Genomic DNA, 21,073 nt, shown 5'->3' on the forward strand with positions numbered 1-21,073 from the left:
CCCGACGGGTGCGACGCTCCTGACGTGACCGACGCACCCGAGGACACCGAAGCCTCCGCACACGAGGCCCACGGCGGAGGCCTCGGCTCCCGTCTCAACTGGCTCCGGGCGGCCGTGCTCGGAGCCAACGACGGAGTCGTCTCCACCGCGGGCCTCGTCGTCGGCGTCGCCGGGGCCACCGAGTCCCAGGCGGCGCTGCTCACCGCCGGTCTCGCGGGACTGCTCGCCGGATCGATGTCGATGGCGGCGGGGGAGTACGTCTCGGTCTCCACCCAGCGCGACTCCGAGGAGGCCGCCCTCGCCCAGGAGAAGCGCGAACTGCGCGAGGACCCGGAAGCGGAACTCGCCGAACTGACCGGCCTCCTGGCGGCCCGCGGCCTCTCCGCCGACGTGGCCCGCGAGGCCGCCGAACAGCTCACCGCCCGGGACGCCCTGCGCGCCCACGCGCGCGTGGAGCTGGGAATCGACCCGGACCGGCTCACGATCCCCTGGCACGCGGCCGCCGCGAGCTTCCTCGCCTTCACCGTCGGCGCCCTGCTGCCCCTCCTCGCGATCGTCCTTCCCCCGGCCTCCGCCCGCCTCTGGGTCACGGTCGTCTCCGTCCTCGCGGCCCTGACCTTCACCGGCTGGTGGAGCGCCCGCCTGGGCGAGGCCCCGGCCGGCCCCGCCATCCTCCGCAACGTGGCGGGCGGCGCCCTGGCGATGGCGGTCACCTACGGCGCCGGTTCGTTGCTGGGAGCGACGGGAATCTAGGCCGCTCGGGGCTCCTTGTCGGAAGGTGCCAAGGCTTGCTGACAACTCGTCTCGCATACTTGTTGGTAACCACGTCTATCCGCACCCCGACCGTCACCCCTACCGTCGTCGGCATGCCGAACCTGCCCGATGTCGTCCTCTGGTCCATACCGGCGTTCGTCCTGCTCACCGTCGTCGAGATGGTCAGCTACCGCCTCCGCCCGGACGACGACGCCGCCGGGTACGAGGCCAAGGACGCCGCCACCAGCATCGGCATGGGACTCGGGAGCCTCTTCGTCGACCTCGTGTGGAAGATCCCGATCGTCGCGATCTACGCGGCCGTCCACGAGCTCACTCCGCTCCGCGTGCCCGTCCTGTGGTGGACGATCCCGCTGATGCTGCTCGCCCAGGACTTCTTCTACTACTGGTCGCACCGCGGGCACCACGTGATCCGCGTCCTGTGGGCCAGCCACGTCGTGCACCACAGCAGCCGCAGGTTCAACCTCTCCACCGCCCTGCGCCAGCCCTGGACCGGCTTCACCTCCTGGCCGTTCTATCTGCCGATGATCGCGCTCGGAGTCCACCCGGGTGCGCTCGCCTTCTGCTCCTCGGTGAACCTCGTCTACCAGTTCTGGATCCACACCGAGCGGGTCGGCAAGCTGCCCCGCCCCTTCGAGTACGTCCTCAACACCCCGTCCCACCACCGCGTCCACCACGCCTCCCAGGGCGGCTACCTGGACCGGAACTTCGGCGGGATCCTCATCGTCTGGGACCGGATGTTCGGCTCCTGGGCCGGCGAGACCGACCGGCCCGTCTACGGGCTGACCAAGAACATCGAGACGTACAACCCCCTGCGCGTCGCCACCCACGAGTACGCCGCCATCGCCCGCGACGTCCGCTCCGCGCACGACTGGCGAGAGCGGGCCGGCCGGGTCTTCCGCGGCCCGGGCTGGCAACCGGGACCGGCGCCGGAGCGATCCGCGCAGCCCGCCGCGACGCCGGAGGCGGCAGCATGACCACCGACCGGACACCCACCCGAACCACCACCACCGCACCCCCAGCACCCTCCTCGACCCCCTCACCCGCCTCCCAAGCCCTGCTCGCCGCCTTCGGCCTCGCCGTGGTCGTCGACCTGGGCTCGCTCCTCGCGGGTGCCGAACTCGGCCACCAGCTGGCCAAGCCGCTCCTGATGCCCCTGCTCGCCGCGTACGCCGTCACCAGGGGCGCCCCGAAGCTCCTGACCGCCGCGCTCCTCTTCGGCTGGGGCGGCGACGTCTTCCTGCTCTCCGACGCCGACTGGGCCTTCCTCGTCGGGATGGGCTCCTTCGCCGCCGGACACGTCTGCTACCTGGCCCACTTCGGACGGAGGCGTACGTCTCCGCTCCTCGGCGCCGGATATGCGGTCGCGCTGCTCACCACCGTCGTGCTCCTCTGGCCCGACCTTCCCGCCGAGCTGCGGATCCCCGTCGCCGGGTACTCGCTGCTGCTCACCGCGATGGCGTACCGCGCGAGCGCCCTCGGCCTCCTGGCCGGCCTCGGCGGCGCCCTGTTCCTGCTGTCCGACACCCTCATCGCCACCGGCGTCGCCGAGTGGCCCCAGCTGCCGGCGCCCGACTTCTGGGTGATGCTGACCTACATCGCGGCGCAGTACCTGCTGACGGTGGGAGTGCTGGCGGCGATGTACGGTGAACGTCGTACAACCATCTGACAGCAAGGACCGCCCCCCATGCGCGCCACCACCATCCACGCCCCGTTCGACATGCGCGTGGAGGACGTGCCCGACCCGGTGATCCAGGACCCCACCGACGTCGTCCTGCGCGTGCTGCGCGCCTGCGTCTGCGGCAGCGACCTGTGGGCCTACCGCGGCGAGTCCGCGCGGCAGCCCGGCCAGCGCATCGGCCACGAATTCCTCGGCATCGTCGAGGCGGCCGGCCCGGAGGTCACCGGCTTCGCCGCCGGCGACCTCGTCGTCGCGCCCTTCGTCTGGTCCGACGGCACCTGCGAGTACTGCGCCGAGGGCCTCCAGACCTCCTGCCCGCGCGGCGGCTTCTGGGGTTCGGTCGGCTCCGACGGCGGCCAGGGCGAAGCGGTCCGTGTCCCCTTCGCGGACGGCACCCTCGTCAAGCTGCCCGCCGAAGCCGCCTCCGACGACCACCTCCTGACCGCGCTCCTGGCCCTCTCCGACGTCCTGGGCACCGGCCACCACGCGGCCCTCGGCGCGGGCGTCACGAAGGGCTCCACGGTCGCGGTCGTCGGCGACGGCGCCGTAGGCCTCTGCGGAGTCCTCGCCGCCAAGCGCCTCGGCGCCGAGCGGATCATCGCGCTCGGCCGCCACACCGCCCGCACGGACATCGCCCGCGCCTTCGGCGCCACCGACGTCGTCGCCGAGCGCGGTGAGGCCGCCGAGGCCGCGGTCCGCGAACTCACCGGCGGCCAGGGCGCCCACGGCGTGATCGAGGCGGTCGGCACCGAACAGTCCATGCGCACCGCGGTGGCCATCACCCGCGACGGCGGCTCCATCGGCTACGTGGGCGTCCCCCACGGCAGCGGCACCGGCCTCGACCTCTCGGTCATGTTCGACCGCAACATCGCCCTCCGCGGCGGCGTGGCCCCGGTCCGCGCCTACATCCCGGAACTGCTCCCGGACGTCCTGGCGGGCACGATCGACCCGTCCCCGGTCTTCGACCTGACGGTGGACCTGGACGGCGTCCCCGCCGGCTACAAGGCCATGGAAGACCGCACAGCCCTCAAGGTCCTGATCAAGCCGTAACCCCACGGGGCCGTGCCCGGCCGGCCCGCCCCGGCATGGCGCAGCTCAGACCGGCCTAGGTAGGGCCAGCCGACCCTGCCCGGCCTGGCCCTGCCCTGCTCGGCCCTGCCCGGCTCGGCCCAGCTCGGCTCGGCCTGGCCCTGCCCGGCCTGGCCCTGCCCTGCTCGGCCCGGCCTGGCCTGGCCCTGCCCTGCTCGGCCCTGCCCGGCTCGGCTCGGCCCAGCTCGGCTCGGCCTGGCCCTGCCCTGCCTGGCCCTGCCCGGCTCGGCCCAGCTCGGCCCGGCCCATCCCGGCTCGGCCCGGTCCTGACCGGCCCGGGCAGGCTCCAGCCCGGCGCGAAGCTGCCGAGCGCCGTCAGGGGGGTCCGGGGGCGCAGGCCCCCGGGACCTACCTCGACCCCCACCAGCCTCCGGCAGGGTTTCGGGAAGGGGCGGGGTGGGGGATCCCCCTCCGGCGCCGGCCACGAACCGGCCCGCACCACCCGGCACCCGCCACCGACCCGCCCCGACCCGACCCGCCCCAAGCCTCAGGCCTCAGGCCCCCGGCCACTCCGGAGCGTCCGCCCCGGCCAGGCCCGGCGGCCGGGACCAGCCCGTCGGGCCGCCCTCGCACGCGACCGGCGACAGCGCGTGCCGGAGGCGTCCGAGCGGGCCCTCCGACTCCGTGAGGTACCGCTCCGGCTCGTACCGCGGCAGCGCGGTCGTCAGCCAGTGGCCCGTCTGGGCGAGTGCCAGACGTACGAGCCGGCCGCCGCCCTCCGCGCGCTGCTCCGTCAGCGACCGCAGCACCGCCGCCGCGAGCAGATACCCCGTCCCGTGGTCCAGGGCCTGCGCCGGGAGCGCCCCCGGCTCCTCCGCCGAGCCCTCGGTCACGGCGATCCCCGTCGCCACCTGGACCAGCGAGTCGAAGCCGCGCCGCCCGCCCCACGGCCCGTAGTCGCCCCAGGCGGAAAGCCGCGCGGTCACCAGGCCCGGCCGGTCGAGGCCGAACCGGTCGAGCGCGCCCGGCCGGTAGCCCGTGACCAACACGTCCGCGGAGTCCAGGAGTTCCTCGAAGGTACGCCGGTCCGACGGCCGCTCCAGGTCGAGGGCCGCGGTCCGCTTCCCGACACCCGTGTCCGCGTGCTGGTCCGGCAGTTCGGGGTTGCCCGGCGGATCGATCCGCAGCACGTCCGCCCCGAGCAGCGCCAGCGTCCGCGTCGCGACGGGACCGGCGATCACCCGGGTCAGATCGAGCACCCGCAGCGGACCGGAGCGGCGCCGCGGCGGGGCCTCGTCGAGCCGCTCCCGGGTCAGCAGCGGCCGCGCCGCCACCTCCCGGCCCTGCGGGTGCTCCGCCCACTCCGAGGGCGTGCGCAGGGCGACGGCCAGGCCCCCGGCCGCGTACACCGCGCTCTCGACCTCGACGGCCTTCCGCTCGCCGATCACCGCCGCGACGGCATCGACGGCATCGACGGCACCGACGGAGTCCGCCACTCCCAGCGCCGCGAGCAACGCCGCCCGATGGTGCGGATAGTTGGCGTGCGTACGGACCCAACCGTCCGCCGCCCGCCAGAACCGCGACAACGGCGCGAAGTTCACCGGCGCCCGCCCGTCGACCCGCAGATGACGCTCACTCACGAACGCCGTGGCGACCGCCCCGTCGTCCACCCGCACCGGCCCCGGAAGCCCCGCGTGCTCCACCGCGGCGAGCGAGCAGACCGCGACCGCGGCCCGCGCCAGGTCCATCACCGGCAGCCGCGCGGGCAGCAGCCCGGAGGTCCCGCCGTACTCCACGCGGTCCACCAGGGCGGGATCGCCGCCGAGGGCCGACCACAGCAACTCCGTACCGGAACGCGGTGTGTTGTCCATGGCGGCACTATGGCACGGCACATGGCAGCACGTGGCACTCAGTGCCATGCAAAAGGGCCCTGGTGCGGCACACCGCACCAGGGCCCTCGTGGATCATCAGCGGCGGACAGCGTCCAGCGCGTCGATCAGACCGGCCCCGTAGAAGCCGTTCTTGTTCTTGCCACCCTCACAGACGGCGTCGATCTTGCCGTCGCCCTCGATGTCGTACGGGTTGGTGCAGGCGCGGTCGTCGGCCTGCGCGTACAGCAGCGCCTTGAGGGCCGCCGGGCTCGCGTAGGGGTGCGTCGACTTGATCAGCGCGAGGACGCCCGCCGCGTGCGGCGCGGCCATCGACGTGCCGGCCTTGTAGTTGTAGCCGCCGTTGACCGTGGTCGACAGGATGCGGCCGTTGACCGCCGGGGCGTCCGGGGTCTGGTACTCGGTGCGGTCACCGCCGGGGGCGGCGACGTCGATCACGCCGAGACCGTAGTTGGAGTAGGACGACTTGAGGTCCTTGGCTCCGGTCGCGGAGACCGTGACGACGCCCGGCAGCATGGCCGGGTAGTCGAGGCACTCCTTCGGGTCGATGACCCGGTCGCCAGGCGTGGTGTCGTTCGGGCTGCTGTTGTCGACGATCGAGTCGGCAGCCAGGTCGAACTTGGAGTTGCCGGCCGCGGCGACGTTGACCGTGCCCTTCTTCTCCGCGTACCGGGTCGCACGGGTGACCGCCTCGATGAGGGCCTTCTGGTCCTCGTCGTTCTTGCAGGCGAACATCCACGGGTCGGTGTAGTAGCTGTTGTTCGTGATCTCGACGCCCTGCTCGGCCGCCCACATGAAGCCGCAGACCACGGCCTCGGTGTAGAAGAAGCCGTCCGGGGTCGACACCTTGATGCCGGAGACCTTGACGCCCGGGGCGACACCGGTCATGCCGATGCCGTTCTTGGCGGCGGCGATCGTGCCGGCGACGTGCGTGCCGTGGTCGCTCTCGCCCGGGTTGGGGCGCCACGAGCCGGCGGTGGTGTCCGGCTTGCCGGACACGCAGTTCGCGGAGGCGTTGACGTCGAAGTTCGGCGCCAGGTCCGGGTGCGTGTCGTCGACGCCCGTGTCGATGACGGCGACGGTCACGCGCTTGCTGCCCAGCGTCTTCTCGTGGGCCTTGTCCGCCTTGATGGCGGGCAGGTCCCACTGCAGGGGCTCCAGCGGGTCCTGGTCGTCCGTGGCCGTGGCCGCGGCGGCCTTGGCCTCGGCCGCGGACAGCGTCTGAGCGCCCTCGTCGACCGAGGTGTCGGTCTGGACGGAGAGCGGGGCGGTACGGGTCGAACCGGCCGACACCACGCCCCGCGCCTGGCGGATCGTCTTCGCGAACTCGGGGTTCTGCGAGTGGACGACGATCACGCCTATCTTGTCGTACGAGATGACGACCTCTCCGCCGGCGGCGGCGATCGCCTTCTTCACCGAGGCGGCGGTCCAGCGACCACCCGCGACGTTGACGACGTACGAGAGCTTCGGCCCGTTCGTCGCGGCGACGGCCGCAGCCGGAGCGTCACTCAGATCCGCGGCGGAGGCGGCGCCGGAGGGAAGGAAGCCGAGCGAGGCCGTGAGCGCGAGACCAGCAGGCAGAGCAAGAGCTCGGCCGCGCCTCGATCCCAGATGAGCCATGGGTTCTCCACATCATCCGTATGTACTGTCCACGCGCGGGTTTACGCGCGGACAGGTGCATGACGAGTGAAGCTATCGCTGATCTTGGCGCCGCTTCAATGAGTTGAGAAGACTTCATGAAGATCTGTGCGAATAAATCCCTCGCGTGAACCACTTCGCATCCGGCTCCGTGCCGTTGGACAGGGGAGGGGCTCCGATCGGTGCCCCCGTTCCCGCACCCCTGGTGAGGCCCCCTTGAGCATGTCGTCCGCCCCCGCGTCACGAGGAGATTCCGTGGCTACCGAAGCACCGCCGCCGCCCAGAAACGGAACGGACACCGACCACGGTCCCGTGCCGCCCACGACGGAGCAGTTCGTCGAGGTGCAGGAGGGCGAGGAGTTCGGCGAACTGCGCCGTACCTACCGTTCCTTCGCCTTCCCCCTCACCCTCGCCTTCATCGCCTGGTACCTGCTCTACGTGCTGCTTTCCAACTACGCGGGCGACTTCATGAGCACCAGGCTCTTCGGCAACATCAACGTGGCGCTGGTCCTGGGCCTCGGCCAGTTCCTGACCACCTTCCTCATCGCCTGGCTCTACTCGCGGCACGCGGCGAACAGCCTCGACCCCCGGGCCGAGGCCATCCGGAACCGTATGGAGGGCGACGCATGAGCTCCACCGTCCTGCTCGCGGCGGGCAACGCCACCAGCGAGCACCGGCCGCTGATCATCGCCCTTTTCGGCGCCTTCGTCGTCGCGACCCTGATCATCACCGTCTGGGCCGGCCGCCAGACCCGCAGCACCGCCGACTTCTACGCCGGCGGCGGCCAGTTCACCGGCTTCCAGAACGGCCTCGCGATCTCCGGCGACTACATGTCCGCCGCGTCCTTCCTCGGCATCAGCGGCGCCATCGCCCTCTACGGCTACGACGGCTTCCTCTACTCGATCGGCTTCCTCGTCGCCTGGCTCGTCGCCCTGCTCCTGGTCGCCGAGCCCCTGCGCAACTCCGGCCGGTTCACCATGGGCGACGTCCTCGCCTACCGGATGCGCCAGCGGCCCGTCAGGACCGCCGCCGGCACCTCCACCATCGTCGTCTCGATCTTCTACCTGCTCGCGCAGATGGCGGGCGCCGGCGTGCTCGTCTCACTGCTGCTCGGCATCACCAGCGACGGCGGCAAGATCGCGATCGTCGCCCTCGTCGGCGTCCTGATGATCGTGTACGTGACGATCGGCGGCATGAAGGGCACCACCTGGGTGCAGATGGTCAAGGCGGTCCTGCTCATCGCGGGCACCCTCCTGATCACCTTCCTCATCCTCCTCAAGTTCAACTTCAACATCTCCGAGCTGCTCGGCGCGGCCGCCACCAACAGCGGCAAGGGCGACGCCTTCCTGGACCCCGGCCTCAAGTACGGCGTCAGCGCCTTGTCGAAGCTGGACTTCCTCTCCCTCGGCATCGCGCTCGTCCTCGGCACGGCCGGCCTGCCCCACATCCTGATCCGCTTCTACACGGTGCCGACCGCGAAGGCCGCCCGTAAGTCGGTCAACTGGGCCATCGGCATCATCGGCGCCTTCTACCTGATGACGATCGTCCTCGGCTTCGGCGCCGCCGCCCTGCTCAGCGGCGACACCATCAGGGCGTCCAACAAGGCGGGCAACACGGCGGCCCCGCTCACCGCCCTGGAGGTCGGCGGCGGCGCCGGCTCCACCGGCGGCGCGATCCTCCTCGCCGTCATCTCCGCCGTCGCCTTCGCCACCATCCTCGCCGTGGTCGCCGGACTGACCCTGGCCTCCTCCTCGTCCTTCGCGCACGACATCTACGCGAACGTGATCAAGCGCGGGAAGGCCACCGAGAAGGAGGAGATGCGGGCCGCCCGCTGGTCCACCGTCCTCATCGGCATCGTGTCGATCGCCCTCGGAGCCCTCGCCCGCGACCTCAACGTCGCCGGCCTGGTCGCCCTCGCCTTCGCGGTCGCCGCCTCGGCCAACCTGCCGACGATCCTCTACTCGCTCTTCTGGAAGCGGTTCACCACCCAGGGCGCTCTCTGGTCGATCTACGGCGGACTGATCTCCTCCGTCGTGCTCGTCCTCTTCTCGCCGGTCGTCTCCGGCGGCCCGGCCTCGATGTTCAAGGGCGTGGACTTCCACTGGTTCCCGCTGGAGAACCCCGGCCTCGTCTCGATCCCGCTCGGCTTCCTCCTCGGCTGGCTCGGCTCGCTCCTCTCCAAGGAGGAGCCGGACGCGGGCAAGTACGCGGAGCTGGAGGTCAAGTCCCTCACCGGCGTCGGGGTCGCCGCGGCGGTCAAGCACTGACCCGAGCGCGACGTCTCGTATACGTTCCGCAGCGATCCACCGGCCGCGTCGTAGGGTTCTACGACGCGGCCGCGCCGGTCCCGTGACAATCTGCCCTGCTCGTTGTCCGCGGCCTCACGTAGGCTCGGACCACACGCATCCGCAAGACGGGGAGGGGGCCCACAGTGCTCATCGACACCTACGGCAGGGTCGCCACCGACCTGCGCGTCTCGCTCACCGACCGGTGCAACCTGCGTTGCACGTACTGCATGCCGGAAGAGGGCCTCCAGTGGCTCGCGAAGCCCGATCTCCTCACCGACGACGAGATCGTCCGGCTGATCCGCATCGCCGTCACCGACCTCGGCGTCACCGAGGTCCGCTTCACCGGCGGCGAGCCGCTGCTCCGCCCCGGCCTCGTCGGGATCGTCGAGCGCTGCGCCGCCCTGGAGCCCCGCCCCCGCATGTCCCTCACGACGAACGGCATCGGGCTCAAGCGCACGGCCACCGCCCTCAAGGCCGCCGGCCTGGACCGGGTCAACGTCTCCCTGGACACGCTGCGCCCCGAGGTCTTCAAGACCCTCACCCGCCGCGACCGCCACCGCGACGTCCTCGACGGCATGGCCGCCGCGCGGGACGCCGGCCTCACCCCGGTGAAGGTCAACGCGGTCCTGATGCCCGGGCTCAACGCCGACGAGGCCCCCGACCTGCTCGCCTGGGCGATCGAAGAGGGCTACGAGCTCCGCTTCATCGAGCAGATGCCCCTCGACGCCCAGCACGGCTGGAAGCGCGACGGCATGATCACCGCCGGGGACATCCTGGAGTCCCTCCGCACCCGCTTCACCCTGACCGCCGAGGGCGCCGACGAGCGCGGCTCCGCCCCCGCCGAGCGCTGGGTCGTCGACGGCGGACCGCACACGGTCGGCGTCATCGCCTCCGTCACCCGCCCGTTCTGCCGGGCCTGCGACCGCACCCGGCTCACCGCCGACGGACAGGTGCGCACCTGCCTCTTCGCCACCGAGGAGACGGACCTGCGGGCCACCCTCCGCTCGGACGCGCCGGACGAAGAGGTCGCGCGGATCTGGAAGCAGGCCATGTGGGGCAAGAAGGCCGGCTCGGGCCTCGACGACCCGAGCTTCCTCCAGCCCGACCGCCCGATGTCGGCGATCGGCGGCTGAGACCGGGGCCGTCAGCCCTCGGCCGGCTCCCACTCGCTCAGCGGGACGACGTCCTTGAGGAAACCCCGTACCCCCAGGAACTGGGAGAGGTGCTCGCGGTGCTCGTCGCACGCGAGCCAGGTCTTCCGGCGCTCGGGCGTGTGCAGCTTGGGGTTGTTCCACGCGAGGACCCAGACGGCGTCGACGCGGCAGCCCTTGGCGGAACAGATCGGCTTCTCTTCACTCACCTGATCATTGTCCAGCAAGGGCGATGCCGGGCAGCCACGGGGGGAGCTGCCCGGCATCGGTCCGTCGCTCCGACGGGGGATGCGGAGCGCGTAGGCAGTATGTCACGGCACACGGGGTGCGGTGCACTGGAACGTCGCGATTGATCTGAGCTTTTCTTGAGGTTTCCGGCCACTGTCCGTGATCAGTTCCGGCCGCCGTGCGGAGTCTCCGCCCCGGCACCCTTGGCCGCCTCGACCGTCCCCGCCGCGCCGAGCGCGGGACGCACCGCAGCAGGTACGAAGGTGGAGGGAAGGGACGGAGCCGACTCCCGGCCCGCGTTCGCGATGACCACGGCGATATAGGGGAGCAGGATCCCGAGGGCGAGCGCCACGATCGCCACGTGCCGTTCGACGTTCCACAGCACCGCCGCGGCGATCACGGAGAGCGTTCGGACGGTCATCGAGATGATGTACCGCCGTTGTCGCCCCCGGACGTCGTCGGCGAGCCCCTGACGGGCCCCCGTGATCCGGAAGACCTCGCTTCCGCCACGCTTCGGCATCGTCGTCCACCACCCACCGGTCGCGCCGGACCCTCCCCGGCCCGGACCTCGCTCCACCGTACGCCCGGCCCTCCACGCCGACGAGACCGGGGCACGAATGGAGCTGTCCGACATGCGCCGAATGGCGGACGGCCGGAGACTGGGCCCACATGCGCAAAAGGAGGAGGCGACGATGAGTTGGTTGTGGGCGATCATCGTGGGATTCGTCCTCGGCCTGATCGCGAAGGCGATCCTGCCGGGGAAGCAGCAGATCCCGCTCTGGCTGACGACCGTGTTCGGCATTCTCGGCAGCGTGCTGGGCAACGCGGTCGCGACCTGGATCGGTGTCAACGACACCAAGGGCATCGACTGGACCCGCCACCTGCTCCAGCTGATCGGCGCCGTCGCCGTGGTCGGGGTGGGCGACATGATCTGGGTCTCGATCAAGGGGAACAGACAGCGGGCGTGACACCCCCGTGAGACCGGGAGGCCCGGTACGGCAGCTCAGCTGCCGTACCGGGCCTCTTCGGCGTGCGGGCGGATCAGCCCTCCGCGCCGGCGAACTCGATCGCCGCCAGGTTCTTCTTGCCGCGCCGCAGCACCAGCCAGCGGCCGTGCAGCAGCTCGTCCGCCGACACCTCGGCGTCCTCGGCGGTGACCTTCACGTTGTTCACGTACGCCCCGCCCTCCTTCACCGTGCGGCGCGCGCCCGACTTGCTCGGCGCGAGCCCGACCTCGGTGAACAGGTCCACGACCTGGCCGAGCTCGGTCACGCGCGCGTGCGGCAGCTCGGACAGGGCGGCGGCGAGTGTCGCCCCGTCCAGCTCGGCCAGGTCGCCCTGCCCGAACAGCGCCTTCGAGGCGTTGATGACGGCCGCGCACTGCTCGGCGCCGTGCACGAGCGTGGTGAGCTCCTCCGCGAGCGCCCGCTGGGCGGCCCGCGCCTGCGGCCGCTCGGCGGTCTGCGCCTCCAGCTCCTCCAGCTCCTCGCGGGACCTGAAGGAGAGGATCCGCATGTACGTCGAGATGTCGCGGTCGTCCACGTTCAGCCAGAACTGGTAGAACGCGTACGGCGTGGTCATCTCCGGGTCGAGCCAGACGGCCCCGCCCTCGGTCTTGCCGAACTTGGTGCCGTCCGCCTTGACCATCAGCGGCGTCGCGAGCGCGTGCACCTCGGCGCCGGGCTCCATGCGGTGGATCAGGTCGAGACCGGCCACCAGGTTGCCCCACTGGTCCGAGCCGCCCTGCTGGAGGACGCAGCCGTAGCGGCGGTACAGCTCCAGGAAGTCCATGCCCTGGAGCAGCTGGTAGCTGAACTCCGTGTAGCTGATGCCCTGCTCGGACTCCAGACGCCGGGCGACGGAGTCCTTGGTCAGCATCTTGTTGACCCGGAAGTGCTTGCCGATGTCCCGCAGGAACTCGATCGCCGACATCCCGGCGGTCCAGTCCAGGTTGTTCACCATGACCGCCGCGTTCTCCCCCTCGAAGGAGAGGAAGGGCTCGATCTGCGTGCGCAGCCGGTTCACCCAGTTCGCGACCGTCTCCGGGTCGTTCAGGGTGCGCTCGGCCGTCGGCCGCGGGTCACCGATCTGCCCGGTGGCCCCGCCGACCAGTGCCAGCGGACGGTGCCCGGCCTGCTGGAGCCGGCGGACGGTGAGCACCTGCACCAGGTGACCGACGTGGAGACTGGCCGCGGTCGGGTCGAACCCGCAATAGAACGTGACCGGACCGTCCGCGAGAGCCTTGCGCAGTGCGTCCTCATCGGTGGACTGGGCGAACAGCCCACGCCACTTCAGCTCGTCGACGATGTCCGTCACGACCGTCAGTCTCCTCAGGTTGTAGGTGGTACGACGACTCAGTCTAGGTGGGTCAGACCCCCTTGCTGACCGAGCTCATGTTGAAGTCCGGCACCCGCAGGGCGGGCATCGCGGCCCGGGTGAACCAGTCGCTCCACTCGCGCGGCAGCGTCTTCTCCGTCCGGCCCGCCTCCGAGGCCCGCGACAGCAGGTCCACCGGCGACTCGTTGAACCGGAAGTTGTTCACCTCGCCGACGACCTCGCCGTTCTCGACGAGGTACACGCCGTCCCGGGTCAGCCCGGTCAGCAGCAGCGTCGCCGGGTCGACCTCGCGGATGTACCAGAGGCAGGTCAGCAGCAGGCCACGCTCGGTCGAGGCCACCATCTCCTCCAGCGACCGCTCGCCGCCGGCGTCCAGGATCAGGTTCCCCGCCCCGGGCGCCACGGGCAACCGAGTAAGGCCCGCGGTGTGCCGGGTGGTGATCAGGTGGGCCAGGCTTCCGGCCTTCACCCAGTCGATCGGCCCGACCGGCAGACCGTTGTCGAAGACGGAGGAGTCGTCGCCGGAGGAGTGCGCGATCACGAACGGCGCGGACTCCAGGCCCGGCTCGTTCGGGTCGCTGCGCAGGGTCAGCGGCAGCGGGGAGAGGGTCTCGCCGAGCCGGGTGCCACCGCCGGGCTTGGAGAAGACCGTACGGCCCTCCACCGCGTCCCGGGCCGTGGACGACCACAGCTGGTAGATCATCAGGTCGGCCACGGCCGTCGGCGGCAGCAGCGTCTCGTACCGCCCGGCGGGCAGCTCGATCCGCCGCTCCGCCCAGCCGAGCCGGGTCGCCAGCTCCGCGTCGAGCGCGGCCGGGTCGACGTCCTTGAAATCCCGCGTCGAGCGACCGGCCCAGGCGGAGCGCGACCGGTCGGGCGACTTGGCGTTCAGCTCAAGCGTCCCGTTGGGCTGGTCGTGCCGGAGCCGCAGCCCCGTCGACGTACCCAGGTAGGTCGAGGTCAGCTCGTGGTTGGCGAAGCCGTACAGCTCACGGCCGCCGGCCCGGGCCCGGGCGAAGGCCTCGCCGAGCGCCGGGGCGAAGTCGGCGAAGACGGCGGAGGAGGTCTCGACCGGGGCGTCCGTGAAGTCGGGGGAGGAGGGCACGCCCTCGACCAGCGGCTGCGCGTCCTCGGCGGACCCGGCGGCCCGCGCGGCGGCCTCGGCGGCCCGGACCAGCGGCTCCAGGTCGTCCACGGTGACGGCCGACCGGGAGACGACACCGGAGGCGGTGCCCTGGGCGCCGTCGACGGTCGCGATGACGGTGAGGGTGCGCCCGCGGGTGACACCGTTGGTGGTCAGCGCGTTCCCGGCCCAGCGCAGATTGGCGGAGGACTCCTCGTCGGCGATGACGACACACCCGTCGGCACGGGACAGCTCAAGGGCCCGCTCGACGATCTCGTACGGCTTGCTGACGCGGCTCATCGACCGGCCTCCTGCGTCGTGTTGAGACTGTGCTTGCCCGGGGGACGACCCCCGGACCCCCGGCAGATCTGGTGGCGCGCGTTCATCGACCGGCCTCCTGCGTCGTGTTGAGGATGTTGACACCCCGGAAGAGGGCGGAGGGGCAGCCGTGGGAGACCGCGGCGACCTGGCCCGGCTGGGCCTTGCCGCAGTTGAAGGCGCCGCCGAGGACGTATGTCTGCGGGCCGCCGACCTGCTCCATCGAGCCCCAGAAGTCGGTCGTCGTCGCCTGGTAGGCCACGTCCCGCAGCTGCCCGGCGAGCCGGCCGTTCTCGATGCGGAAGAAGCGCTGCCCGGTGAACTGGAAGTTGTAGCGCTGCATGTCGATCGACCACGACCGGTCGCCGACCACGTAGATGCCCCGCTCGACCCCGCCGATCAGGTCCTCGGTCGACAGACCGCCCGGATCCGGCTGGAGCGAGACGTTCGCCATCCGCTGCACCGGCACGTGCGCGGGGGAGTCCGCGAACGCGCAGCCGTTCGACCGGCCCAGGCCCGTGAGCTTCGCGATCCGCCGGTCCAGCTGGTAGCCGACGAGCGTGCCGTCCTTCACCAGGTCCCAGGACTGCGCCTCGACGCCCTCGTCGTCGTAACCGATGGTCGCGAGCCCGTGCTCGGCGGTCCGGTCACCCGTCACGTTCATGATCGACGAGCCGTACGCCAGCTTGCCCAGCTGGTCGAAGGTGGCGAAGGAGGTGCCCGCGTAGGCCGCCTCGTAGCCGAGGGCCCGGTCCAGCTCGGTGGCGTGCCCGATCGACTCGTGGATCGTCAGCCAGAGGTTCGACGGGTCCACGACCAGGTCGTACCGCCCGGCCTCGACGCTCGGCGCCCGCATCTTCTCGGCCAGGAGCCCCGGGATCTCGTCCAGCTCCTTGTCCCAGTCCCAGCCGGTGCCCGTCAGGTACTCCCAGCCCCGCCCGACCGGCGGCGCGATCGTCCGCATCGAGTCGAACTCACCGGTCGTCCCGTCGACGGCGACGGCCGTGAACTGCGGGTGCAGCCGGACGCGCTGCTGGGTCGTGACCGTCCCCGCCGTGTCCGCGTAGAACTTGTTCTCGTGGACGGTGAGCAGGGAGGCGTCCACGTGCGCCACGCCCTCCGCCCGCAGCAGCCGCGCACTCCAGTCGGCGAGCAGCGCGCTCTTCTCCTCGGCGGGGACGGAGAAGGGGTCGATCTCGTACGAGGAGACCCAGGTGCGCTCCGAGTGCACGGGCTCCTCGGCCAGCTCCACGCGCTCGTCGGAGCCCGCCGCCGCGATCACCTTGGCGGACAGCTTCGCCATGGCGACCGCCTGCGAGGCGACCTTCGCCGCCCCGTCCATGGTCAGGTCGACCCCGGACGCGAAGCCCCAGGCCCCGCCGTGCACCACCCGCACCGCGTAGCCGAGGTCGGTGGTGTCCGAGGAACCGGACGGTTTGGCGTCCCGCAGCCGCCACGAGGCGCTGCGCACCCGCTCCAGGCGGAAGTCCGCGTGCTCGGCGCCGAGCGCACGCGCCCGGGCGAGCGCCGCGTCGGCGAGCGCCCGCAGGGGCAGCGCGACGAACGAAGGGTCGATCTGATGGACCACGAGCGGCCTCGCTCTCGGTGATCGGAAGACGTCGGTTGAGCTGTTCCGGAAGTCAATCATGGGAAAGGCGGCCGAGTGGGCCCATTACGAGCGCTCCCCGCGGGCCGCTCCTCAGGTCCTTCCCGGTGGACCCCTACCCGCTCCGAGCTGTAGGGATCCGACAGTGACGCCCCTACGCCACTGTCGGAGGTCGATTCCTCATGTCGGGGGCGATACCGATAGGTTTTCGGCTACCAGACCGCTATCGAAAGGGTGATCCGTTGAGCCGCTCGGTTCTCGTCACCGGAGGAAACCGGGGCATCGGCCTCGCCATCGCCCGCGCGTTCGCCGAGGCCGGCGACAAGGTCGCGATCACGTACCGCTCCGGCGAGCCCCCGGCCGCCCTGGTCGAGCTCGGCTGCCTGCCCGTCAAGTGCGACATCACCGACGCCGAGCAGGTGGAGCAGGCGTACAAGGAGATCGAGGAGAAGCACGGTCCGGTCGAGGTCCTCGTGGCCAACGCCGGCGTGACGAAGGACCAGCTCCTCATGCGCATGTCGGAGGAGGACTTCACCTCCGTCGTCGACACCAACCTGACCGGCACCTTCCGGGTCGTCAAGCGCGCCAACCGCGGCATGCTGCGGGCCAAGAAGGGCCGCGTCGTCCTGATCTCCTCGGTCGTCGGTCTGCTGGGCTCCGCGGGCCAGGCCAACTACGCCGCCTCCAAGGCCGGCCTGGTCGGCTTCGCCCGCTCCCTCGCGCGTGAGCTCGGCTCGCGCAACATCACGTTCAACGTCGTCGCCCCTGGTTTCGTCGACACCGACATGACCGCGGTCCTCACCGACGAGCAGCGCGCGGGCATCGTGTCCCAGGTGCCGCTGGGCCGTTACGCGCAGCCGGAGGAGATCGCCGCAGCGGTGAAGTTCCTCTCCTCCGACGACGCCTCGTACATCACTGGAGCCGTCATCCCGGTTGACGGCGGATTGGGCATGGGTCACTGATCACCATGAGCGGAATCCTCGAGGGCAAGCGCATCCTGATCACGGGTGTGCTGATGGAGTCCTCCATCGCCTTCCACACCGCGAAGCTGGCCCAGGAGCAGGGTGCGGAGATCATCCTCACCGCCTGGCCGCGGCCGACGCTGACCGAGCGCATCGCCAAGAAGCTGCCCCACCCCGACAAGGTCAAGGTGCTGGAGCTCGACGTCTCCAACGACGAGCACCTCGCCCGCCTCGAGGGCCAGGTCCGTGAGCACCTGGGCGACCGTCTCGACGGCATCGTCCACTCGATCGGCTTCGCTCCGCAGGACGCCCTCGGCGGCAACTTCCTCAACACGCCGTTCGAGTCCGTGGCCACCGCCATGCACGTCTCCGCCTTCTCCCTGAAGTCGCTGACGATGGCGCTGCTGCCGTTGATGAGCGAGGGCGGCTCCGTCGTCGGCCTCACCTTCGACGCGAAGTTCGCCTGGCCGCAGTACGACTGGATGGGCCCGGCCAAGGCCGCCCTGGAGGCCACCAGCCGCTACATGGCCCGTGACCTGGGCAAGCAGAACATCCGCTGCAACCTGATCTCGGCGGGCCCGATCGGCTCGATGGCCGCGAAGTCCATCCCGGGCTTCGGCGAGCTGGCCGCCGTGTGGGACAGCCGCTCCCCGCTGGAGTGGAAGCTCGAGGACCCGGAGCCGGCCGGCCGCGGCGTCGTGGCCCTGCTCTCCGACTGGTTCCCGAAGACGACGGGCGAGATCATCCACGTCGACGGCGGTCTGCACGCGATCGGCGCGTAAGCGCCCGCTGCTCACCGCTGGGCAGAAGGCCCGCGCGTCCCCCCTTGCCGGGGCGGACGCGCGGGCCTTTCCCGTGCCGCGACCAGGCCCGTGACGAGGCCGGCGACCTGCCCGCGATCAGGCCCCGATCAAGCCCGTGACGAGGCTCGCGACCATGTCCGCGAGCAGGCCCCGATCCGGCCCCCGACCAGGCCCGATCGCTCCCCGACTCGAAAAGTAGCGCGAATCACCTCAGACTGGGGCAGAGCGTGATGTTCTGCTGCTGACGGGGAGGAGGTACGGGCATGCGCGCGATACGTCACGGGTTCGGCGCGTTCGCCTCGGTCGCCGTTCTGCTCACCGGGATCGCCGTCGCCGCCGAGGTGCGCGCCGCTCCCGCCCCGGCCGAGGAGCTCCCCGCGGCCGCCCCGCCCGCGGACGAGCCGGAGAACTTCGGGGCGTCCTGCCGCACCGTCGTCCAGGGCTCCCGCGTCACCGCGTACTGCCAGAACCCGTACCCCGCCACCGACCGCGTCCGGCTCCACGTCGAGTGCGAACGCTGGTGGGACGTCGACACCGACAGCGCCCCCGTCGACGTCGGCCCGGCGGACTACGCCCAGGTCTCCGGCCGCTGCTGGAAGGAGGTCCGGTCCGCCTGGGTCACGCACCAGCCGGCGGAGCCGGAACCGGCTCCGGCGCGGGAACCGGCTCCGGTGCCGGGCTCTTCAGGCACATGAAGGGGTAACCGGCCGCCTCCGTCCCCGCCCGCTCGGCGTCGCCCTCGCGGATCGCGTCCACCAGGCGCGCGTGGTCCATGTGGTTCTCCGGCCGCAGCTCCTGCCCCACGTCGTCGCGCAGCCAGTCCCGCAGGAGATCGCCCAGGTCCGCGTAGAGCTCCGTCAGCACGTCGTTGCCCGAGGCGGCGACGACCGCGTGGTGGAAGGCCGCGTCGGCCGTCACGAACCGCTCCGCGTCACCCGACCCCCACGCCTCCTCGCGCCGTGCGAGCAGGGCGTCGAGCTGCTTCAGGTCCCGCTCCGTGCGCCGCTCGGCTGCGAAGCGTGCGGCGGCGGACTCCAGGGTCGAGCGCAGCTCGGCGACGTGCCGGGGGTCGGAGCCGGCGAAGCGCCGGTGCATGACGCCCGCCAGCTCGCTGGTGGCGATGACGTACGTCCCCGACCCCTGGCGGATGTCGAGAAGTCCGTTGTGCGCGAGCGCCCGGACGGCCTCGCGCACGGTGTTGCGGGCCACGCCCAGCTGCTCGACCAGCTCGGGCTCGGTCGGGATGCGCGAACCCACCGGCCACTCGCCGGAGGTGATCTGGTTCCGCAGCTCGGCGATCACCTGATCGGAGAGTCCTGCGCGCCGCGGATGACCGAGGGCCATGGAACACCTTCCCATTCGTTCGACAGCGAACCGTTCGAGATTGGACAACCAATCATCCCATGATTCTATGATGGCCTCATGCCTGACGAGCCGAAGACCCTCGACCCCACCGCGCGACCGGCCACGACCATCGTCCCGGCGGCCACCACGGTCCCGCCCGGAGCCGCCGTGGCCGGCGGTTCTCCCGCAGCGGGTCGGGCGCAGCGCTGGACCCTCGGCCTCGTCACCGTCGGACTCGTCCTCGCCGCGCTGAACCTGCGCCCGGCCATCACCAGCCTCGGCGCCCTCCTCGAAGAGGTCAGCGCGGACCTCCACATGAGCGGCACCGTCGCCGGCGTCCTCACCTCGGTCCCTCCGCTCTGCTTCGCGATCTTCGGCATCACGGCCCCGCGCCTCGCCCGCCGCTTCGGCCCCGCCGCCGTCGTCTGCGCGGGCATGGCCGCGATCCTCACCGGCCTGATCCTGCGCCCCTTCGCCGGCGGCACCGTCGGCTTCCTCGCCGCCAGCGCCCTCGCCCTCATGGGCATCGCCGTCAGCAACGTCCTGATGCCGGTCATCGTCAAGCGGTACTTCCCCGACCGCATCGGCAGCATGACGGGCCTCTACTCCATGGCCCTCGCCCTCGGCACCTCCATGGCCGCGGCCGCGACCGTCCCGATGACCGCCGCCCTCGGCGGCGACTGGCGCATCGGCCTCGGCGTCTGGGCGGCCGTCGCCGCACTGGCCGTCCTGCCCTGGATCCCGCTCGTACGCGACCGGGACCGCGCCCCCGAGGAGACCAGGACCACCACCGCGACCCAGGCCCCCGCGCCGCGCGTCACCCGCAGCCGCACCGCCTGGGCCCTCGGCTGCTTCTTCGGCCTCCAGGCCACCGGCGCCTACATCACCATGGGCTGGATGCCGCAGATCTTCCGCGACGCAGGCGTCCCCGCCTCCACCGCGGGCGTGCTCCTCGCCGTCACCATGGTCATGGGCGTCCCGCTCGCCTTCGTCATCCCCCGGCTCGCGACCCGGATGAAGACCCAGGGGCCGATCGTCGTCGCGCTCGGCCTGTGCGGCCTCACCGGCTACACCGGCCTCTTCTTCGCCCCGGCCGCCGGAGCCTGGATCTGGGCGGTCCTGCTCGGCGTCTCCAACTGCGCCTTCCCGCTCGCCCTCACCATGATCGGGATGCGCTCGCGGACCGGTGCCGGCGTCGTCCGCCTCTCCGCCTTCGCCCAGAGCGTCGGCTACCTCATCTCCATCCCCGGCCCCCTTCTCGTCGGCGTCCTCTACCAGCACAGCGGCGGCTGGGGACTGCCCATCGCCCTCATGGGCGGCCTGATGGTCCCGCAGATGATCATCGGAACCCTCGCGGGGCGGGACCGGACCGTCGAGGACGAATGCTGAGATGCGAGACTGGTCCCATGCCAGTCCTCGAACCCAATCCCCAGAACGGCCAGAAGAAGCTGCTCATCGTGCTCGGTGCGATGCTCGGCATCACGGTGGTCATCGGTGTGATCGCCTCTCTCGCCTCCCCGTGACCCCCCGGGGTGGGGTTAACCCCCGCATCCCCTAGGGGGCGAGTGTCAGGGTGAAGTGGGTGGATCACCTGATGGGCCGGCGGACTCCCGGTCCGTAGGTTGGAGACAACCGTCGGAGACGACGGCGCACGGTTCTCCCACCCCCTCGGAGGCGGCCATGTCGGCCCGTACGCACACCAGCACCCGGCCCCTGCCGACCCGCGTCGACACCCGGCTGCCCTGGTGGGCGCTCGCCCTCCCCGTGGTCGCGTTCGCCGCCCTGCTCCTGCTCATAGCGGGGCCGGGTGGGGCCCAGGCGACCGCTGACGACCAGGGGGTCGGCCGGGTCCTTCAGCAGCTCCAGCAAACGCTCGCTCCCTGAGTCACCGCAGGCCGTTCCGTG

Annotated in this window: 22 protein-coding genes; 14 read left to right on the forward strand and 8 right to left on the reverse strand. The window is 71.5% G+C overall.

Going from position 1 to position 21,073, the window contains the following annotated elements; all coding sequences use genetic code 11:
- Window positions 1–24 precede the first annotated feature (24 nt).
- From DEJ46_RS30680 to DEJ46_RS30695, 4 genes are all read left to right on the forward strand, one after another.
- Window positions 25–753: a VIT family protein gene (locus DEJ46_RS30680; RefSeq protein ID WP_150271572.1), complete on the forward strand. Its 729-nt coding sequence runs from the start codon at window positions 25–27 to the stop codon at window positions 751–753.
- Between the two features lie 113 nt (window positions 754–866).
- Window positions 867–1,748 (forward strand): sterol desaturase family protein, encoded by an 882-nt coding sequence (locus DEJ46_RS30685; RefSeq protein WP_150271573.1) that lies wholly within the window; start codon window positions 867–869, stop codon window positions 1,746–1,748.
- Window positions 1,745–2,440, forward strand: coding sequence for a lysoplasmalogenase (locus DEJ46_RS30690; RefSeq protein ID WP_150271575.1), 696 nt, complete (start codon window positions 1,745–1,747; stop codon window positions 2,438–2,440). The genes DEJ46_RS30685 and DEJ46_RS30690 overlap by 4 nt, the downstream gene beginning before the upstream one ends.
- An 18-nt stretch (window positions 2,441–2,458) precedes the next feature.
- The gene (locus DEJ46_RS30695) at window positions 2,459–3,502 is read left to right on the forward strand and encodes a zinc-dependent alcohol dehydrogenase family protein (RefSeq protein ID WP_150271577.1); all 1,044 of its coding nucleotides are present in this window, start codon (window positions 2,459–2,461) and stop codon (window positions 3,500–3,502) included.
- A gap of 533 nt (window positions 3,503–4,035) precedes the next feature.
- Here DEJ46_RS30695 and DEJ46_RS30700 read toward each other — a convergent pair.
- Both DEJ46_RS30700 and DEJ46_RS30705 read right to left on the reverse strand, forming a co-directional pair.
- Window positions 4,036–5,352, reverse strand: coding sequence for a CoA transferase (locus tag DEJ46_RS30700; RefSeq protein ID WP_150271579.1), 1,317 nt, complete (start codon window positions 5,350–5,352; stop codon window positions 4,036–4,038).
- 96 nt (window positions 5,353–5,448) lie between these two features.
- Window positions 5,449–6,990, reverse strand: coding sequence for a S8 family peptidase (locus tag DEJ46_RS30705; protein WP_150271580.1), 1,542 nt, complete (start codon window positions 6,988–6,990; stop codon window positions 5,449–5,451).
- A gap of 273 nt (window positions 6,991–7,263) precedes the next feature.
- Here DEJ46_RS30705 and DEJ46_RS30710 point away from each other — a divergent pair, with 273 nt between their 5' ends.
- From DEJ46_RS30710 to moaA, 3 genes are all read left to right on the forward strand, one after another.
- On the forward strand, window positions 7,264–7,638 hold the full coding sequence (locus tag DEJ46_RS30710; RefSeq protein WP_150271582.1) for a DUF485 domain-containing protein: 375 nt from the start codon (window positions 7,264–7,266) through the stop codon (window positions 7,636–7,638).
- On the forward strand, window positions 7,635–9,275 hold the full coding sequence (locus tag DEJ46_RS30715) for a cation acetate symporter (RefSeq protein ID WP_150271584.1): 1,641 nt from the start codon (window positions 7,635–7,637) through the stop codon (window positions 9,273–9,275). The genes DEJ46_RS30710 and DEJ46_RS30715 overlap by 4 nt, the downstream gene beginning before the upstream one ends.
- 164 nt (window positions 9,276–9,439) lie before the next feature.
- On the forward strand, window positions 9,440–10,429 hold the full coding sequence (gene moaA / locus DEJ46_RS30720) for a GTP 3',8-cyclase MoaA (protein ID WP_150271586.1): 990 nt from the start codon (window positions 9,440–9,442) through the stop codon (window positions 10,427–10,429).
- 11 nt (window positions 10,430–10,440) lie between these two features.
- Here the strand turns inward: moaA and DEJ46_RS30725 are convergent, their stop codons facing one another.
- Together DEJ46_RS30725 and DEJ46_RS30730 are read right to left on the reverse strand one after the other, a co-directional pair.
- Window positions 10,441–10,656: a hypothetical protein gene (locus DEJ46_RS30725; RefSeq protein ID WP_150271588.1), complete on the reverse strand. Its 216-nt coding sequence runs from the start codon at window positions 10,654–10,656 to the stop codon at window positions 10,441–10,443.
- 182 nt (window positions 10,657–10,838) lie between these two features.
- The gene (locus tag DEJ46_RS30730) at window positions 10,839–11,195 is read right to left on the reverse strand and encodes a DUF3099 domain-containing protein (RefSeq protein ID WP_150271590.1); all 357 of its coding nucleotides are present in this window, start codon (window positions 11,193–11,195) and stop codon (window positions 10,839–10,841) included.
- A 172-nt stretch (window positions 11,196–11,367) separates the two neighbouring features.
- Here DEJ46_RS30730 and DEJ46_RS30735 point away from each other — a divergent pair, with 172 nt between their 5' ends.
- Complete coding sequence (locus tag DEJ46_RS30735) at window positions 11,368–11,643, forward strand: GlsB/YeaQ/YmgE family stress response membrane protein (protein ID WP_150271592.1); 276 nt, start codon at window positions 11,368–11,370, stop codon at window positions 11,641–11,643.
- Window positions 11,644–11,716: 73 nt separating this feature from the next.
- Here DEJ46_RS30735 and tyrS read toward each other — a convergent pair whose 3' ends face one another.
- From tyrS to DEJ46_RS30750, 3 genes are all read right to left on the reverse strand, one after another.
- The gene (tyrS, locus tag DEJ46_RS30740; RefSeq protein WP_150271594.1) at window positions 11,717–12,991 is read right to left on the reverse strand and encodes a tyrosine--tRNA ligase; all 1,275 of its coding nucleotides are present in this window, start codon (window positions 12,989–12,991) and stop codon (window positions 11,717–11,719) included.
- A 52-nt stretch (window positions 12,992–13,043) separates the two neighbouring features.
- Entirely contained in the window at window positions 13,044–14,435 is a 1,392-nt protein-coding gene (locus tag DEJ46_RS30745; RefSeq protein WP_150271595.1) for a metallopeptidase TldD-related protein, read from the reverse strand.
- A gap of 82 nt (window positions 14,436–14,517) precedes the next feature.
- Entirely contained in the window at window positions 14,518–16,041 is a 1,524-nt protein-coding gene (locus tag DEJ46_RS30750) for a TldD/PmbA family protein (protein WP_055644275.1), read from the reverse strand.
- 260 nt (window positions 16,042–16,301) lie between these two features.
- Here DEJ46_RS30750 and fabG point away from each other — a divergent pair, with 260 nt between their 5' ends.
- The 3 genes from fabG (at window position 16,302) to DEJ46_RS30765 (ending at window position 18,519) form a co-directional block, all read left to right on the forward strand.
- A complete protein-coding gene (gene fabG / locus DEJ46_RS30755) occupies window positions 16,302–17,021 on the forward strand; it encodes a 3-oxoacyl-[acyl-carrier-protein] reductase (RefSeq protein WP_150271597.1) in 720 nt (239 codons plus the stop codon).
- 5 nt (window positions 17,022–17,026) lie between these two features.
- Window positions 17,027–17,803, forward strand: coding sequence for an enoyl-ACP reductase FabI (gene fabI, locus DEJ46_RS30760; RefSeq protein ID WP_150271599.1), 777 nt, complete (start codon window positions 17,027–17,029; stop codon window positions 17,801–17,803).
- Between the two features lie 284 nt (window positions 17,804–18,087).
- A complete protein-coding gene (locus tag DEJ46_RS30765; RefSeq protein ID WP_150271601.1) occupies window positions 18,088–18,519 on the forward strand; it encodes a hypothetical protein in 432 nt (143 codons plus the stop codon).
- Here the strand turns inward: DEJ46_RS30765 and DEJ46_RS30770 are convergent.
- Complete coding sequence (locus tag DEJ46_RS30770) at window positions 18,443–19,168, reverse strand: FadR/GntR family transcriptional regulator (protein ID WP_150271603.1); 726 nt, start codon at window positions 19,166–19,168, stop codon at window positions 18,443–18,445. The genes DEJ46_RS30765 and DEJ46_RS30770 overlap by 77 nt on opposite strands.
- 78 nt (window positions 19,169–19,246) lie before the next feature.
- Here DEJ46_RS30770 and DEJ46_RS30775 point away from each other — a divergent pair, with 78 nt between their 5' ends.
- The 3 genes from DEJ46_RS30775 (at window position 19,247) to DEJ46_RS30780 (ending at window position 21,052) form a co-directional block, all read left to right on the forward strand.
- Complete coding sequence (locus tag DEJ46_RS30775) at window positions 19,247–20,557, forward strand: CynX/NimT family MFS transporter (protein WP_150271604.1); 1,311 nt, start codon at window positions 19,247–19,249, stop codon at window positions 20,555–20,557.
- Window positions 20,558–20,574: 17 nt separating this feature from the next.
- Window positions 20,575–20,691, forward strand: coding sequence for an SGM_5486 family transporter-associated protein (locus DEJ46_RS40575; protein ID WP_099054269.1), 117 nt, complete (start codon window positions 20,575–20,577; stop codon window positions 20,689–20,691).
- Window positions 20,692–20,848: 157 nt separating this feature from the next.
- Window positions 20,849–21,052 (forward strand): hypothetical protein, encoded by a 204-nt coding sequence (locus DEJ46_RS30780; protein ID WP_150271606.1) that lies wholly within the window; start codon window positions 20,849–20,851, stop codon window positions 21,050–21,052.
- Window positions 21,053–21,073 lie beyond the last annotated feature (21 nt).

Source organism: Streptomyces venezuelae (genome assembly GCF_008642375.1).
Taxonomy (GTDB): domain Bacteria; phylum Actinomycetota; class Actinomycetes; order Streptomycetales; family Streptomycetaceae; genus Streptomyces; species Streptomyces venezuelae_G.